The 17,495-nt window shown below is 48.3% G+C and carries 12 protein-coding genes; 4 read left to right on the top strand and 8 right to left on the bottom strand.

Features of this window, described 5'->3' with window-relative positions:
* Positions 1-36: 36 nt before the first annotated feature.
* Positions 37-2,412, top strand: a complete 2,376-nt coding sequence (locus BMW79_RS10135) for a ribonucleoside-diphosphate reductase subunit alpha (RefSeq protein WP_089894020.1) — start codon at positions 37-39, stop codon at positions 2,410-2,412.
* 347 nt (positions 2,413-2,759) lie between these two features.
* Here the strand turns inward: BMW79_RS10135 and BMW79_RS10130 are convergent, their stop codons facing one another.
* Together BMW79_RS10130 and BMW79_RS10125 are read right to left on the bottom strand one after the other, a co-directional pair.
* Positions 2,760-3,605: an AraC family transcriptional regulator gene (locus BMW79_RS10130; protein ID WP_089894017.1), complete on the bottom strand. Its 846-nt coding sequence runs from the start codon at positions 3,603-3,605 to the stop codon at positions 2,760-2,762.
* Between the two features lie 9 nt (positions 3,606-3,614).
* Positions 3,615-4,220 carry a TrmH family RNA methyltransferase gene (locus BMW79_RS10125; protein WP_089894014.1) on the bottom strand — a complete coding sequence of 202 codons (606 nt, stop codon included), beginning with the start codon at positions 4,218-4,220 and terminating at the stop codon, positions 3,615-3,617.
* Positions 4,221-4,330: 110 nt separating this feature from the next.
* On the opposite strand from BMW79_RS10125, the gene BMW79_RS10120 reads away from it, so the two are divergent.
* Entirely contained in the window at positions 4,331-7,033 is a 2,703-nt protein-coding gene (locus tag BMW79_RS10120) for an AsmA family protein (RefSeq protein WP_089894011.1), read from the top strand.
* Positions 7,034-7,150: 117 nt separating this feature from the next.
* A complete protein-coding gene (locus BMW79_RS10115) occupies positions 7,151-7,534 on the top strand; it encodes an SdpI family protein (protein WP_089894008.1) in 384 nt (127 codons plus the stop codon).
* Positions 7,535-7,598: 64 nt separating this feature from the next.
* Here the strand turns inward: BMW79_RS10115 and BMW79_RS10110 are convergent, their stop codons facing one another.
* From BMW79_RS10110 to BMW79_RS10090, 5 genes are all read right to left on the bottom strand, one after another.
* Entirely contained in the window at positions 7,599-10,781 is a 3,183-nt protein-coding gene (locus BMW79_RS10110) for an efflux RND transporter permease subunit (RefSeq protein WP_089894005.1), read from the bottom strand.
* Positions 10,782-10,810: 29 nt separating this feature from the next.
* Positions 10,811-11,947, bottom strand: coding sequence for an efflux RND transporter periplasmic adaptor subunit (locus BMW79_RS10105; protein WP_089896855.1), 1,137 nt, complete (start codon positions 11,945-11,947; stop codon positions 10,811-10,813).
* 18 nt (positions 11,948-11,965) lie between these two features.
* Positions 11,966-13,300, bottom strand: coding sequence for a TolC family protein (locus tag BMW79_RS10100; protein WP_089894002.1), 1,335 nt, complete (start codon positions 13,298-13,300; stop codon positions 11,966-11,968).
* A gap of 408 nt (positions 13,301-13,708) precedes the next feature.
* The gene (lipA, locus tag BMW79_RS10095) at positions 13,709-14,608 is read right to left on the bottom strand and encodes a lipoyl synthase (RefSeq protein WP_089893999.1); all 900 of its coding nucleotides are present in this window, start codon (positions 14,606-14,608) and stop codon (positions 13,709-13,711) included.
* A 36-nt stretch (positions 14,609-14,644) separates the two neighbouring features.
* Entirely contained in the window at positions 14,645-15,475 is an 831-nt protein-coding gene (locus BMW79_RS10090) for a hypothetical protein (RefSeq protein WP_089893996.1), read from the bottom strand.
* Positions 15,476-15,642: 167 nt separating this feature from the next.
* On the opposite strand from BMW79_RS10090, the gene BMW79_RS10085 reads away from it, so the two are divergent.
* Entirely contained in the window at positions 15,643-16,050 is a 408-nt protein-coding gene (locus tag BMW79_RS10085) for an OsmC family protein (RefSeq protein WP_089893993.1), read from the top strand.
* A gap of 97 nt (positions 16,051-16,147) precedes the next feature.
* Here BMW79_RS10085 and BMW79_RS10080 read toward each other — a convergent pair whose 3' ends face one another.
* Complete coding sequence (locus tag BMW79_RS10080) at positions 16,148-17,431, bottom strand: DUF2851 family protein (protein ID WP_089893989.1); 1,284 nt, start codon at positions 17,429-17,431, stop codon at positions 16,148-16,150.
* Between the last annotated feature and the right edge of the window lie 64 nt (positions 17,432-17,495).

Genomic DNA, 17,495 nt, shown 5'->3' with positions numbered 1-17,495 from the left:
CATTTTGAATTACTAACCTCTTAAATTCACAAACCCATGTTCGTAATCAAAAGAGATGGAAGGAAAGAAGCAGTGAAGTTTGATAAAATCACTGCGCGTATTGAAAAACTATGTTACGGTTTCAATACGGAATATGTAGATGCGATAGACGTTGCCAAAAAAGTGATACAAGGTTTGTACGATGGTGTAACCACCAGCGAACTCGACAACCTGGCTGCCGAAACAGCCGCCTCCCTTACCACGAAACATCCGGATTACGCCCTGCTGGCTTCCCGCATAGCAGTAAGTAACCTGCACAAGAATACCATCAAGTCGTTTTCCAAAACGATGAAGAAACTGTATGATTATATTGATCCTAAAACAGGTAAATCAGCCGCACTGTTGTCTGATGAAATCTGGGAGATCATTACTAAAAATGCAGACCTCCTGGATTCCAGCATTATCTACGACCGCGACTTTGCTTTTGACTACTTCGGTTTCAAAACCCTGGAGCGCTCTTACCTGCTGAAAACAGACGGTAAAATACAGGAACGTCCGCAGCATATGCTGATGCGCGTTTCCGTTGGCATTCACAAAGAAGATATTGAGTCTGCCATCAAAACGTATAACCTGATGAGTGAGCGCTGGTTTACACATGCCACGCCAACCCTGTTCAACGCAGGCACTCCAAAACCACAGATGTCATCCTGCTTCCTGCTCACCATGCAGGACGACAGCATCGAAGGCATCTACGATACCCTGAAACAAACCGCTAAGATTTCTCAAAGCGCCGGTGGTATCGGTTTAAGCATTCATAATATCCGTGCAACAGGATCTTACATCAGCGGTACCAACGGTACTTCCAATGGTATCATTCCTATGCTGCGCGTATTCAACGATACTGCACGCTATGTAGATCAGGGCGGTGGCAAGCGTAAAGGCGCTTTTGCCATCTACCTCGAACCATGGCATGCCGACATCTACGAATTCCTGGACCTGCGTAAGAACCATGGTAAAGAAGAAATGCGCGCACGCGATCTCTTCTACGCCCTCTGGATGCCAGACCTGTTCATGAAACGTGTGGAAGCAAATGGCGACTGGTCACTGTTCTGCCCGCACGAAGCACCAGGACTGCACGAATGCTGGGGTGAAGAATTCGAAGCCCTGTACGCACAATACGAACAGGAAGGACGTGCCCGTAAAACAGTAAAAGCACAGGACCTCTGGTTTGCCATCCTCGATGCACAGATCGAAACCGGTAACCCCTACCTGCTGTATAAAGATTCTGCCAACCGCAAATCCAACCAGCAGAACCTGGGCACCATCAAGAGCTCCAACCTGTGTACCGAAATCATCGAATACACCGATGCGGATGAAGTAGCCGTGTGTAACCTGGCTTCCCTCGCATTGCCCCGCTTCGTTATTGATGGTAAATTTGACCACGATAAATTATACGAAGTAACCTATCAGGCGACCCTGAATCTGAATAAAATCATCGACAATAACTACTACCCTATCGAAGAGGCCAGACGCAGTAACATGCGCCACCGCCCTGTAGGATTAGGCGTACAAGGTCTTGCTGATGCGTTTATCCTGATGCGTTATCCGTTTGAAAGCGATGAAGCGAAAAAACTGAACAGCGAAATATTTGAAACCATCTACTTCGCCGGCTTAAACGCTTCCAACGATCTCGCTAAAAAAGAAGGCGCCTACGAAACGTTCCCTGGCTCCCCTGCTTCCAAAGGTATCCTCCAGTTTGATATGTGGAATGTAACACCTTCTGCACGCTGGAACTGGGATAAACTGAAGAAAGCAATCGTGAAGGACGGTATCCGTAACTCCCTGCTGCTGGCGCCAATGCCAACCGCATCTACCTCCCAGATCCTGGGTAACAACGAGTGTTTTGAACCATACACCTCCAACATCTACACCCGTCGTGTACTGAGTGGTGAGTTTGTGATCGTAAACAAACACCTGTTGAAAGACCTGGTAGAACTCGGCCTGTGGGATAATGAAATGAAAACTAAAATTATTTCGCACAATGGCTCTATCCAGAACATTGCCGAAATACCAACAAATATCAAAGAACTGTATAAAACAGTCTGGGAAATCAAACAACGTAACCTCATTGACATGGCAGCCGACCGCGGTGCTTTCATCTGCCAGTCGCAGTCACTGAACCTGTTCGTAGATACTCCTACTAATGCCAAGCTCACTTCTATGCACTTCTACGCCTGGAAGAAAGGTTTGAAAACAGGGATGTATTACCTGCGTACACAGGCTGCTACACAAGCAGTACAGTTTACCGTGGAAAAACAAGGTGGTCAGCAAATCCAGCCAATGGTGGCTACCGGCAACAACAGCGCGCCGGAAGAAATGATCGTAGGCGCTGTTTGCACCATGGAAGAAGGTTGTGTTACTTGTAGCGCATAAGGGTTTATGTAAGTATAAATGCGAATCCCTGGCCTTTCAGCCAGGGATTTTTTTGTGCCCTGAACGGAGGTGAATAATCACCCCGTTCAGGGCTTTTATTTGCCCGGCTATATCGCTTCCCAAAATGGGTACAAAGTCCCTTTTTTGTCATACCAGTGTCAGATAAGCCCTAGTATAGCCCTAGTATACCGCCATTATAGCCCCATATATCCCCCACCTATAAGATACGGCTTATCTATAAGTGAATATCGGCTATACAACCTGTTGCCAGGGAAGGGTATATAGCATAAGTCAGTACACAGCACAGGATTCCCTGTCTGTGGAAATGATAATTACATGAAAAGCTGTTAGTAATTCTTACCGGGCCTCGTTGTGCAGAATTCCTTGCCTGCTATCTGTTTTATAAACGTTTCCGGAGTGGTACCCAGGTAATGCTGAAAATCTTTGATTAAGTGGCTCTGGTCATGGTACCCGAAATCATGGATCAGGTCAAACCAATCAATGGAAGCATCTGCGCCATGTTCGATAGCGTTGATCACCTGTTTGAAACGCAGGAAGCGCAACATTTCTTTGGGAGAGTAACCTACATATTTCTTGAACCGCAGTTGTACGGTGCGTTCGGAAAGCTCCGCATCAGCGGCGATGGCTTTAGCAGGCTGGAGTTGCGGATCGTTGAAGTAATCTGCTCCTTCCAGCAGTGGCTGTGCGCCGTCTTCCGCAGCATGGGTGGCGGTATTGATGTAGTCTTTCAGGATGGCTACCCGTTCTTCGGAAGAGGGCGTTCTTTTCAGTACATCCCATAACTCCTGGTATACCGGCGACGCCATAAAATCATCCGGATGATGTAATTGTTCCCCATCCAGCGAATCTACAGGTACCTGGAATAAGCGGTAAAAACCATCCAGGTTAAACACAACGACCAACAGATCGGTGCCGGGTAATACCTCGTAGTTCAACATCTTCCGTAAAGGACCTAAAACAGCCACTTTATCCATCTTTGTGGTATCTAACACGGCTGCTGCAAAAGACAGCCGTATTGGGGCGCTAAAGTTAAACAGCAGCATCATTTCATAGTTGGGCGACAGGCGCGCAACAGTAGTTGCATCCTTCTGCCCGGATTGTATCACGTAAAAGTGATTGACGATATCCGACAAAGGCGGCACGGTTTCGAAATGTGTACCTGTTATTCCCATGAACTGTGATTATTTTTCGGCTTCCAGATCTTCTGCTTTAAAACCCCATTCCTCCAGCAAAGTATTGTACTGTGCTTCCGGCAAACCGGTTTGGTTATAATGGCCGGCTATGTTTTTCTGACGCATGGCTTCATAGATGCTTACCGCGCAGGCCACCGAAATATTCAGCGACCGGATAATACCCATCTGCGGAATAATGAAATTACCATCTGCCATGCCACGGGCAGCATCGCTGACGCCGTTTTGTTCATTGCCGAATACCAGGGCTACGGAGCCGGTAAAATCGATATCGTATAAACTCACCGCATCTGCTGCCAGGTGGGTGGTCAGGATCTTATCATAGTGCTTGCGCAATTCAGTAAAACAATCTGCTGCATTATCGAAATCATGTATCGTAAGCCATTGTTTGGCGCTGCTGCTGCTCCGGTGGCCCCAGTTCTTGATCCGTGGCGCTTTTGAGGTGATGATATAAATATCCTGTATACCCACGGCATCGCAGGTACGCATCACGGCAGACACATTATGGGGATCCTGTACATCCTCCAGCACTACGGTTAAATTCGCCTGCCGCTTGTTTAATACGGCCAATAACTTTTCTCTTCTTTCTGGTGTCATACGCTGAATATTGCCGCGAAAATACGAAATAGTGCAGAGATGGTCCCGCACCCCACATTTCCTCCTTTACACAATATGCTTATCTTCACCCCCAAAATATTAATAAACCTATGCTGAAAAAGATCCTGAAAATTGTGGGTATCACAATGGTGGTCTTGATACTGGCCGCTTTTGCCATCCCCTATTTCTTCAAAGACAAGATAGTAGCTAAAGTAAAATCAGAACTCAACAAACAACTGACCGCCAAAGTAGATTTTAAAGACGTGGATATCAGTTTGTTCCGTCACTTTCCGCGACTGGCAGTAGGCCTGGAAGACTTACAGGTAACCGGCACCGGCGAATTTGCCGCTGATACCCTGCTGGCGGTAAAAAAGATAGATGTAGCCCTCAACCTGATGAGCGTGATCAAAGGCGAGAAGATGGAGATCTATAATATCGCGCTCTTACAGCCACGCATACACGCTATTGTAAATAAAGACGGCGCCGCCAACTGGAACATCACCAAACCGGATACTACGGCCGCCAATCCTGCCGATACCGGCAAAAGCAAGTTTGCACTCAGCCTGCAGCAATACAAAATCGAAGACGCCTGGATCAGTTACGACGACCGGCAGGGCAATATGGAACTCCTGGTAACAGGACTGAACCACCAGGGAAAAGGCGACTTTACCCAGGATCAGTTCCTGCTGCAAACCAGTACCAATGCCACCGGTATCACTTTCAGGTATGGACTGGTGCCCTACCTGTCCCAGGTAAAAACTTCCCTGGATGCCGATATACAGGTAGATAATAACAGTAATACCTATACGTTTAAAAACGGCAAAGCAGCACTCAACAACCTGGAACTGGCCCTGCAAGGCTTTTTCAAACTGGTCAACGATTCTACCTACGGTATGGATCTGAGTTTCAAAGCACCGTCTACCAACTTTAAAGATTTACTGTCTTTGGTGCCTGCTGTATATAAAACAGATTTCGACAAGATAAAAACCAGTGGTACCGCTGCTTTTGGTGGGTTCGTAAAAGGCAATTACTCTCCGGTCCAGATGCCGGCCTTTGGTCTGGACCTCTCCGTAAAAGATGGTTTCTTCCAATATCCTGATCTGCCAAAGCCTGTAAAAAATATCCAGATCGCCATGAAGATCAGCAACCCCGATGGCGTGCCTGATCACACGATTATAGATATGCCTACCGGCCACCTGGAGATGGATAATACCCCACTGGATCTGCGTATGATTGTGAAAACGCCGATCTCTGATCTGTACGTGGATGCCGCCGCCAAAGGCAAACTGGATCTTTCTAAAATTACCCAGTTTGTAAAACTGGAAGCCGGGACCAACCTATCCGGTTTACTGGATGCCGATATCAGCGCCAAAGGCAATATGAGCGCTATCGAAAAACAACAGTACGATCGCTTCTATGCCGCGGGTACCCTGCAATTGAGCAATATGCTCTATAAAAGCAAGGACTATCCCGATGGGGTAAAAGTGAACAACCTCTCCTTACAGTTCAATCCTAAAAACGTAACCGTAAAAGATCTCAACGGACAATACCTGGGTACCAACTTCCAGGCCAACGGAGAAGTGAATAACCTGCTCGCCTATACGTTTAAAAATGCACCGCTGGATGGGCAACTGAATTTCAAAGCAGACAACATCAACCTGGATAAATGGATGGGGACCACTCCTTCTACTGCCACCGATGCTGCTACCGCGAAAAAAGATTCTGCCGCCGCTACGCCATTTGCCGTACCGGCCAACCTGAACTTAACCTTACAGGCCAATGTAGATAAAATACATTACGACAAAGCAGACCTCAGCAACGTAGGTGGTAAACTGCTGGTGAAAGATGAAACCGTGACCATGCAACAGCTGAAAGCCAATGCCCTGCAAGGCACCATGGAAATCAACGGTAGCTACAGCACTAAAAACAGCAAACTGAATCCGGACATCAACCTCGCATATGATGTACAGAACCTGGATGTGCAACAAACCTTCAACACCTTTAACACCGTACAGAAATTAATGCCGATCGGTAAATTCCTCTCTGGTAAAATCACGTCGCAGTTAACCATGCACGGTAAGCTCGGAAAGGATATGTCTCCCGACCTGAGTACCCTTACGGGAGATGGCAGCCTGCTGCTGGTACAAGGTTTCCTCAAACAGTTTGCCCCGGTAGATCAATTGGCCAACACCCTGAATGTGTCGCAGTTGAAAGACTTCTCCCTGCGTGATATTAAAAACTATTTCGCGTTTGAAAACGGTCGTGTAAAAGTGAATCCTTTCCGGGTAACGGTGAACGGTATACGAATGGATATTGCCGGCTCACACGGCTTTGACCAGTCGCTCGATTACACCCTGCAACTCGCGCTGCCACGCAGCATGATGGGCACCGCCGGTAACACGCTGGTGAATAACCTCGCATCACAGGCACAAAGCAAAGGTATCCCTATCAACCTGGGCGACAGTGTACACCTGCAGGTGTTAATGGCCGGCAACATCCTGAAGCCAAGTCTGAAAACAGACCTGCGCGAATCTGCCAATAACCTGAAAGCACAGGCTACGGAACTGGTGAAAAATAAAATTGATACCGTGAAAAATACGGTGAAAGACAGTCTTAACCAGATCAAAAATACCGCAGTGAATTCCCTGAAGAATGAACTGAAAAATCAGCTCAGCGGCAAGAAAGACTCTACCCAACCAGCCGGCAGCAAACCACTGGAAAATGTAGGTAAACAGGCCGGAGAATCCGTGAAGAATACCCTGAACGGATTATTCGGTAAAAAGAAACCTGCTGCGGATACCACAAAGCATTAATCGTTATCGATACCAGGTCCGGGGAGACAGCAGCCTTCATAAGGTATGCGCCTCCCCGGACCTTTTTCTGCCAAATGCCATTTTTTCCGTAACTTATGGTAACCAAAACCCCGGACCATGTGGCTCAGCTTCTTTCATTCCACTTACTGTAATGCGGCTATTTTTGCGGGTATCCTTTTCTATCTCATGGGATTTTGCATCCATCGCTTTCCCCCAAAAAGCACGAAATCCTGGTATGGCTACCGCAGTGTATTATCTACCAAAACACCAGAAATGTGGCGTTCTGCCAATGAATATGCGGCTTATATTTCCCGGCGTGTAGGCGTGGTGTTACTAGCCACCGGCGTTGCCTGTGCATTGATCTTTTCCAGTCAGTCGGATTGGTTCTGGTATATCACCGTGGGCGCTGTAGTAGCAGGTACCATGTATCTCGTGGGAGATACGGAATGGGAACTGACCCGTCATTTTGATAAGGATGGCAAACGGATTCTTCCCGAATAAAAACAAAGAAGGCGCTGCTTTCGCAACGCCTCTCTGTGTATGTACAATTATAAACCCTTCTCTTTTATAATCTTCCCTGTACGTCATGTTCAGGAACAGCCTGATAGCTCTCTTTCATTTTACGCAGTTTCTCTTTACCGTAAGCCAGGCGGGTGATCACCACATACAATACCGGCACAATAAAGATGGCCAGGAAGGTAGCGGTAAACATACCACCTAATACAGTCCAACCCATGGTTTTACGTGCTTCCGCACCTGCGCCGGAGGAAAATACCAGTGGCAGGATACCCAGCAGGAAGGCCAGGGAGGTCATGATAATAGGACGTAAACGCAGCTTGGCTGCTTCCACGGCGGCTGTTACCAGGTCCATACCTCTGTCCACACGTTCTTTCGCAAATTCCACGATCAGGATCGCATTCTTGGCCGACAAACCAATCAGGGTAATCAAACCGATCTGCGCATATACGTTGTTACTCAGCTTAGGCAGGAAGGTCAGCACCGTAATGGCCCCAAAGGCGCCGATAGGCACTGCCAGGAGTACGGAGAACGGTACAGACCAGCTCTCGTACAGTGCAGCCAGGAACAGGAATACAAAGATGATAGACAAGGCAAAAATGTACACCGTTTTGGAGCCGGAAAGAAGTTCCTCGCGGCTCAGACCGGAGAACTCATAACCATATCCGTCGGGTAATGTTTCTGCCGCCACTTCTTTCAGTGCATTAATGGCATCACCACTACTATAGCCCGGCGCCGGACCACCATTTATTTCCGCAGAACGGAACAGGTTGTAGTGAGAAATTACCGGTGCGGTTTCTATCACTTTATAGGAAGTGAGGGTACTCAACGGTACCATGGAACCAGCGGAATTACGCACAAATAACTGGCTCAGGTTTTTGATATCACCTCTGTAGGTAGAATCCGCCTGTGTTACCACACGGAAGTTACGGCCATAGATGGTGAAATCGTTGATATACGCACTACCCATATAGGTTTGTAAAGTAGAAGCAATGTCCGAAATCTTCACACCCATTTTCTTCGCCTTCTCCCTATCTATATCCAGCTGGTAACCAGGGGTACGGGCGGTGAAGAAGGAAAATGCCTGCGCAATTTCCGGACGTTTGTTGGCCGCTGCGAGGAAGTTCTGCAACACGCCTTCAAAAGCCTTGATTTCACCGGCGCCTTTTTGTTGTAACACAAAAGAAAAACCGGCAGTTTGTCCCAGACCCGGAATAGCCGGCGGCTGAATCACAACAGTATTGGCTTCTTTATACTTGCTGAGTACCTGTCGTACCTTGGCCACCATGGCAGTGATCTGCAGGGAATCGGCCTTACGGTCGGCCCATGGCTTCAGGGAACAGAAGATCGTACCACTGTTGGATTTGGTCGCGAAACTCACCGCGTTCAAACCACCCAGTGCTGCATAGTGCGCAATACCGTCTACTTTGTCGAGGTCCTTCATCATATGCGTCATTACATCCACGGTACGTTCTGTAGAAGAAGACTCCGGCAGATCGAAAGTAATGATCAGACGGCCTTCATCTTCCGTAGGAATAAAGCCGGTGGGTTTGCCTTTGAATAACATCATCGTACCTACGAAAATGCAGACCAGGATCACCATGGCAAAGCGGAAGTAACGGATACTTTTCTTCACACCCATAGAATAACGGGAAGTAGTATGTCCGAACCAACGGTTGAATTTAAAGAAGAACTTGTTCAGGCCTTTGGAATCCTTATCCAGGTGCATAGGTTTCAGCAACAGGATACACAATGCCGGTGTTAATGACAACGCCACAAAAGCGGAGATCATTACAGAGATGGCAATGGTAATCGCAAACTGCTGGTACAAACGACCTACGATACCAGGTATAAATCCTACCGGTACAAACACCGCAGCCAGGATCAGTGCAATCGCGATTACCGGCCCGGAAATCTCTTTCATGGCCAGTGCGGTAGCATCCTTCGGCGACATTTTCTCGTGATCAATATTATGCTGTACCGCTTCCACCACCACGATGGCATCATCCACCACGATACCGATAGCCAGTACGAAACCGAACAGCGTAAGGGTGTTGATGGTAAACCCGAGTGGGATAAAGAAGATAAACGTAGCAATGATGGATACCGGAATCGCCAGTACGGGGATCAGCGTAGCGCGCCAGCTCTGTAAGAACAGGAACACCACGATCACTACCAGGATCAGTGCTTCCACGAGGGTGTGTATCACTTCTTCGATAGACACTTTCACCACGGATACGGATTCAAATGGTACTACGTAATCCACATCCTGCGGGAACTGCTTCTTCAGCTGTTCCATCGCTTCGGTTACGTTGGCCGCTGTTTCCAGGGCGTTGCTGCCCGGCGCCTGGTATACCAGGAGGTAAGCGGCACGTTTACCATCTACGAAGTTGTTACCGGAGTAGTTGAATTTACCCAGCTGGATACGGGCTACATCTTTCAGGTATACCAGTGATCCGTCGGAAGGACGGGTTTTCACCACGATCTGTCCGAATTCTTCCGGTGTGGATAAACGTCCTTTTGTAAAGATGTTGTACTCAAAAGTCTGCCCGGTTTGTTGCGGAGGGGCACCTACGGAACCTGCGGTGATCTGCGCATTCTGTTCAGCCAGGGCTGCGCGGATATCATCGGCGCTCACGCCCATTTCCGCCAGCTTATCGGGCTTCAGCCAGATACGCATACTGAAATCATCTGCACGGGTAAAGATATCACCAACTCCTTTTGCTCTCAGCAACGCATCTTTTACATATACGTTGGTGTAGTTATCCAGGAAGGTAATGTCGTGTGTGCCTTTGGGAGAATACAGGGCTACCAGCATCAGGATGCTGGGGTTACGTTTTCTAACGGTGAGCCCTAAACGCTGTACTTCCTGTGGCAGGGTGGGTTGCGCAATCCCTACGCGGTTCTGCACATCCAGTGCGGCGATGTTGATGTCGGTGCCTACTTCAAAGTTCACCGTCATACTCATCTGACCACTGCTGGTATTGTTGGTATTGATATAGGTCATGCCTGGCGTACCATTCACCTGCACTTCCACGGGTGTGGCTACGGTTTGTTCCACCGTTTGTGCATCCGCACCGGTGTAGGTACCTGTTACCTGTACGGTGGGGGGTGAAATCTCCGGATACTGGCCTACGGCCAGGTTCATCATCGCCAATATCCCCACCAGTACCAGTACTATAGAGATAACTATAGCCGTTACGGGTCGTTTAATAAAAGTATCTGCAATCATGATCTGCTGCTATTGATTCAACTGATAAACTATTTCTTCGCCGGCGCGCCTGCTGGGGCGGCTGGTATTCCTATCTGTATTTTGCCGCCATCGCGTAAGCGCTGGAAGCCTTCGACGATCACTTTATCGCCTGCCTGTACGCCGTCCATGATCACGATCCTGTCGCCGATCTTCGGGCCCAGGTGTACTTTCTGCTGTGCGGCTACGGTATCTTTTGCAATAAATACAAAGTATTCACCCATCTGCTCTGTAATGGCTTTGTAAGGGATGATCAGTCTTTCGCCGGACTGCTCATTCAATACACGCAGTACACAGCTCATACCATCTTTCAGGCGGTCGTCCGGGTTATTGAATTCAATACGTACGCGGATGGTACCGGTCTGGTTATCCACGCCACGATCAATGGCCAGGATTTTACCGGCATGTACGAACTCGGTGCCATCAGACAATTGTAAACGGAACGTAGAGTCGCTGCCGTTACCATTGCCCTGCATGGCTGCAAAGCGGGAGATATCATTTTCTGTTACCACAAAATCAACCCCTATCGGATTTTCGCTGGAGATGGTATTAAGCAGGGTGGTACCGGGGCTCACCTGGGCGCCCAGTTTCACCTGGGAAATACCAATGCGGCCGGTAAACGGTGCTTTGATGAGAGAATAATCCAGATCGGTGCGAACAGACGCCAGGCTGGCTTCTGCTGCTGCCAGCTGGCTACGGGAAGTTTCCAGGGTAGCTTTGGCATTATCGAGGATCTGACGGGCTACTGCATCCTGGTCGGCCAGGCGCTGGTAACGGTCGTCATCTTTCTTGGCTCTGTCGAAAGTGGCTTTTGCACTGGCCACATTTGCCTGCGCCTGCAGATAGGCCGCTTCATACTTACGGCGGTCTATTTCATACAGCGGCTTTCCTTTCTGCACCACTTCCCCTTCTTTAAAGAAGATACCGGTAATAAAACCGGATACCTGGGAACGCAATTCCACCTGGTTCAATGCTACTACAGTGGCTGGATATTTATCATAATAAACGGCCGGTGCTACGGATGCCTCCGTAACATTTACCGGTGTAGGGGGCATAGCGGGCATTCCCTTCTGGGCGGGACCTTTACAGGCAGTAAAGCCCAGGATACTGGCAGCGCTGATTAAGACAATATTGTTCATTTTTTTCATATCCGTTCCGGTTACCATTTAATAATTAGCGGTTAAGGTTCCTAATGCTTTTTGCAGGTCTATCCGGCTGGATAATACCTGATACATGGAATTATAAAAATTCAGTTGCGCAGAGCGCAGTTCTGTTTCAGATACCAGTACATCGAGATAGGTTTTGATCCCTTCCTTATACTGCAACTGCAACATATCATATACATCCTTGGCCATCTGCACATTCTCTTTCAATGTCAGATAGTCGTTGTAGTTACTTTTGTAGGTGGCCATGGCCTGTGCGTACTGGGAATTGATCTGGCTTCTCAACGCCGAGAAATCCCATTGCAGCCGCTGGATCTGTAGTTCTGCCATGCGGATGTTATGCACTCTTTTTCCTCCCTGGAAGATGGGAAGTGATAATTTCAATCCCAGTAATGAGGTCGGATAATCGGTGCTGTACAACTTGCTCAACTGCTCATTCTGGTAAGCAAAAGAGTAGTTGATAAATGCGGACAAGGTGGGCAGATAGCTCCATTTGTTATACTTCAGATTTGCCTGCTGCAAGCTCTGCTGCGTTTCGAGCAACTGGTACTCGATACGGTTTTTATAATCAGCCGTGAGCAGGGTATCTTCTCCGGTAACCTGTGCGGCAACGGAAGAAGAATCAGAAGTAAGCGGTACATCGCCGCTGTTCAGCGGGTATCCCATCAATTGCTTCAGGTAAGCCTGTTTTGCGGTGAGCAGTTCACGCGCAGATTTCTGCTGCGCCTTTGCATTGTTGAGGGAGATGGTAGCGCGCTTGGCATCTGTTTTATCTACGATACCACTGGCGTACTGGTTGTTCGCATCTTTCAGACTACGTTCCAGGCGGGTAATATCTTCGCTCAGTACTTTGATCTGTTCTGTAGTGAGGAGTACATCATAATAGGCCTTGCTCACGTCTGCTACCAGGTCGATCTGGTTGCGGGCAGTGGTCTGATGACTCTGTTTTCGTACATCCCTGGCCGTATTTGTGGCCAGCAACAGATCGCGGGTAAAGAGGTTCTGATTGAGTCCGAACTGCGCGGTAGATGTATTCGCCACCCCTACTTTGGTAGGATTACCACCAAAAATAGATGTGGGCAGTTCGAGATAATGCTGGATATTATAATCCAGGTTAATCTGCGGATACCAGTCGGCCAGTTTACTTTTCACTGTTCTGTCGGTGATCGCTTCATCGATAAGCGATTGTCTGATGACCGGCTGATGAGAAAGGGCGTACCTGACGCATTCCTGCAAGGTAGCACTGGTTAACAGAGAGTCCGTAGATTGCTGTGCAAATACCTGCGGGGAGAGAAACAACCCACAAGCCACAGCCAACAAATAAAATGCTCTTTTCATAAAAGGCTTTTGACATTCAGTTCATCATTGTACCAATCGAAAGAAAATAATGTGCATAAAAAAGGCGTTGGCGTTTTTCATGGCATAGCATTACTATCCCGTATTAGTTATAGCGTTATTCACCACAACATTTTTAATTGCCGCAAAAACATGTCAGGCTGTAATCTTGTTACAGCAAACAGGTAGGTTGATTAGAGAGTTGCTTATTCAAAATCGGCTGAAACTTTAACTGCACGGTTTCAAGGGTAGTCCCAGGATCTGAAAACAACGTATAACTGCGAAGTAGGTTGAACAACAAATGATTGTCTGTTGCTAGGTAAAATGAATTCGGGCGCTAAGATAACGTTATGAAAACAAAAATCCACCCTTTTGGGTGGATTTTAACAATTAAGTGAAAATCAGTTCCGGTCATCCTTTATTCCGACCGCTGACAATATGTTTTTCTGCGTGATAGGAAGATCTTACTAACGGTCCGGACTCTACGTAGTCGAGTCCCATGTTGTAACCTATCTCGCGTAATTCTGCAAATTCATCGGGGTGAACGAAGCGTGCTACCGGCAGATGTTTTGGTGTAGGCTGCAGGTACTGACCCAGCGTTACTACATCGCAACCGTTGTCATACAGGTCCTGCATGGCTTGTACCACTTCTTCCTTTGTTTCCCCTAAACCGAGCATGATACCGCTCTTCGTACGCATACCACCTTCTTTCAGGCGGCGGATCACTTCGAGGCTGCGGTGATATTTTGCCTGTATCCTCACCTGTTTGGTTAAACGTTCTACCGTTTCCAGGTTATGGGATACAATTTCAGGCGCCACATCGATAATACGCTGGAGGTTTTCCCACTGGCCACGGAAATCCGGGATCAGTGTTTCCATAGTCGTTTCGGGGTTTAATGCCCTTACTGCGTTAATGGTATTTGCCCAGATGATAGAACCGCCGTCTTTCAGTTCATCTCTGTCTACAGAGGTGATAACGGCATGTTTTACTTTCATCAGGTAAATCGCTTCTGCTACGCGTTGTGGTTCATCAAAGTCCACCGCTTCCGGGCGGCCGGTGGCTACGGCGCAAAAACCGCAGCTACGGGTACAGATATTTCCAAGGATCATGAAAGTAGCGGTACCGGCACCCCAGCACTCGCCCATATTCGGGCAGTTACCACTTTCACAGATCGTATGTAATTTATGGGTATCTACCAGGCTTCTCACCTGCTTATAGTTCTCGCCTATTGGTAACTTAACGCGCAGCCAGTCTGGCTTTTTTACTCTTGTTGTAGCCGGTTCGGCGGCTATTACGGGTAGTTCTTGCATCGCTTATTCCTTTCTTTAGAAGAGCAAAGTTAATACTTATCTCTTATTCCAGCGCTTCCCGAATTGGATGCCTACATATGCATTAAAAAAGAACTGTTTATTATGATCAACGCCATCGGCTACCACCATAATAGGGATCTTTTTGGTATAGTATTCTGCATTCACACCTATTTCCAGGGCGCTCACCACCTCGTTGAAATGGGCCCAGTCGAACCGCATGCCCAGTTTGGCGTGTAAACCCGGTACCACACTAAGATTATTCCAGCCTTTACCAAAACCTCCGGCGCCATTGATCTTGTCCTTGTTCAGGAACAGGTCTGCGTTCTCCGGGCTGTATTTGATATCCACATTTTGTCCGTTGTCGTTCTCCAGGTTCAGATAATAAGGCTTTAATAAACCGAGAGACAGGCCACCATAGTACACCGCATCCACTTCTACCCCGTTCTTATTGGCTTTACCACCAATGAGGTAACGCTGACCTACACCCAGTTTCGCCTGGTAAAAATTGTTCTGTTTACCGTATATATAAGGGCGTTGGGTAAAGGCATAGCCGCTGTTTACCTTTACTTCCTTGTTGCTTTTCTTCTCTCCGAACTCAAACTGGAAATAATTCACTTTTTTCCTGGACTTACGGTATCCCAACTCTGCAAAGCCTGACCATCCGTCTGTATTCAACCGGGCGCCCATGGAAAAGTCGCGCTGGAACACATTCTCGCCCTCTTCCTGTTCCCGGAAAATAGAGATCTTTTTCAGCTTACGCTGTTCCTTTTCGCTTTTCTTTGAGCTTTGCTGCTGATTCGTGGTGGTTTGCGCAAACAAGCCGCCGGATATTGTCGCTAAAAACAGGATTACGTATATTTTTTTCACAGTGTGGGCTATTATTATAATAAATAAACGCTTGAACAAAGGTATTGTTATGTATATATTACAAACGTAGCTAATTTTTTTTTAGTTTACCAGCGCTGGCAGTTTCCGTGTTGCACTTATACTAAAAATACATTTAATTTTACGGATCAATCATTTAAAATAAAGCCATGCAAACTGCATCCATCATCTATACCGGCGAGCTGAGAACCACTGCCACCCACCTGCAATCAGGTACTGTTATTGAAACAGATGCACCTGTGGATAACCGTGGTAAAGGCGAGAGGTTTTCTCCGACCGACCTGGTAGCTACTGCCCTGGGTTCCTGCATGCTCAGCATCATGGGCATCAAGGCGCTGGATAACAACTGGGCCATTGAAGGCACCAAAGTAAGCGTTCAGAAAATCATGGGTACTGAACCCCGCCGCATTACCGGCGTTACCATCGTTTTCGATTTTCCCGCCGGTCATAACCTGGGCGAAAAGGAAAGAACCATCCTGGAAAGAGCAGCACATACCTGCCCCGTGGCGCAGAGTGTGCATCCGGACCTGGTGCAGGATGTAACTTTTAACTGGTAAGCGAAGGGAGCGCCTCCGGCGATTGTCCGGGAAAAAGACTGGTACAGGTACATTCCAACAGTCCTTTTCCCTGGCAATCCACGGAGGCGCGTCTTTCTTAGTTCCCACTCAGTATCTTCACCCCTATTGCGCAATGCAGGCAACGCTTCTCATCACAGTAGTACTGTTTCAGCTGCAACAATGCCTGCGACTCCATGGCGCTCTCCTGCGAAATGCCCATCGCATGCCAGCTGTTGGTAATATGGTTCTTCTCCGCCGGTAACTGCTGCAAAAAATAAAGCGCTTTCTCCTGGTAATATTTCAGGTTCTTATCCTGACCGTACAGAAACAGCAACGGCAATACCGTGTTGATCAGAATGCCCTGCACGGCCTGTTTCCCGGGGCGTTGGGTACGCGCCACCGGCCGGCCGAAGCGGTAATGCGTATGCCAGTACGCCGACGGCTGCACGAAAAACAGCTGTTCCAGCGCCGTAACATCAGTGGCTTCCAGCAAAGTGGCAAATAACTGCGGGCGCTGCTGGAGCAAGGTCGCAAAAGCTGCCAGCCGTATAGTGGGAAAGGCCGCAGGACGCATACGCAGCCAGTTCCACTGATGAGACGCCATAGGACTGAGCCGGAATTTATGCCGCAGGTGCGCATACAGCTGCTGTAACTGCAACGCATAATCGTCGGTAAATACCGCCTCCAGCATACCGGCCTGGCCAAACAAGAGGGCTTCCAGTTGCAGTAACTGGTGCCGGCAACGCAGCAGTGTTTTATAGGGCAGCGACTGCACCAGCTGCAGGAAGGGCAGGGCATTGACCGGGGTGGCATAACTCTGTGCCACCGCCCAGTAGCACACCTCTTCCCAGTTGTACCGGGTATGCCGCAACCAGGCCCGCAGGCTGCTGATTTTACGCTCCCAGCGCTCCGCCAGCAGCCGTTCTTTCCAGCTAAGCCAGGTGAGCGCCGGCACCTGCGGTGCATGCGCCGCGCAGGGTACAAAGGGCGACAACTGCCGCAACTGCTCATACCGCTGCAACAACAGCTTCGGAATATGCTGCTGCAACTCCAGGCAGGGCGCTTCCTCTATCTGTACGGCAGGCATATCATGAATGAACACCACGTGCAGGATAATACGCCCGTACTGCGGATTGTGCTGGTGCCCATGCCGGAACCAGTCGGACGTACGGAGATGTAACTCCACCTGGCCCGCCCATAAAGTAGTGCCGATCCGGATCTTCGCCGCCGAAAAATCAGGGCCTCCGTGGTGATTCCACAACCCGGGATAAAGGATCTGTACCGGCTCTCCGCCGGTGGTAGTCAGTTGGTCCTGCTTAAACAGCCGGAAAGCCCAGATATGCTGGAACAGCTCTTCTGAGAGCAACGGGTTAACAAACATAAAGACATGGTTGGGTAACAAAATAATATCATCTAAAGGTAATAAAACATCATTTAATAAATAA

It is taken from the genome of Chitinophaga arvensicola (assembly GCF_900110835.1).
Lineage (GTDB): Bacteria > Bacteroidota > Bacteroidia > Chitinophagales > Chitinophagaceae > Chitinophaga > Chitinophaga arvensicola.
This window is presented reverse-complemented; position numbering and strand designations above follow the sequence as displayed.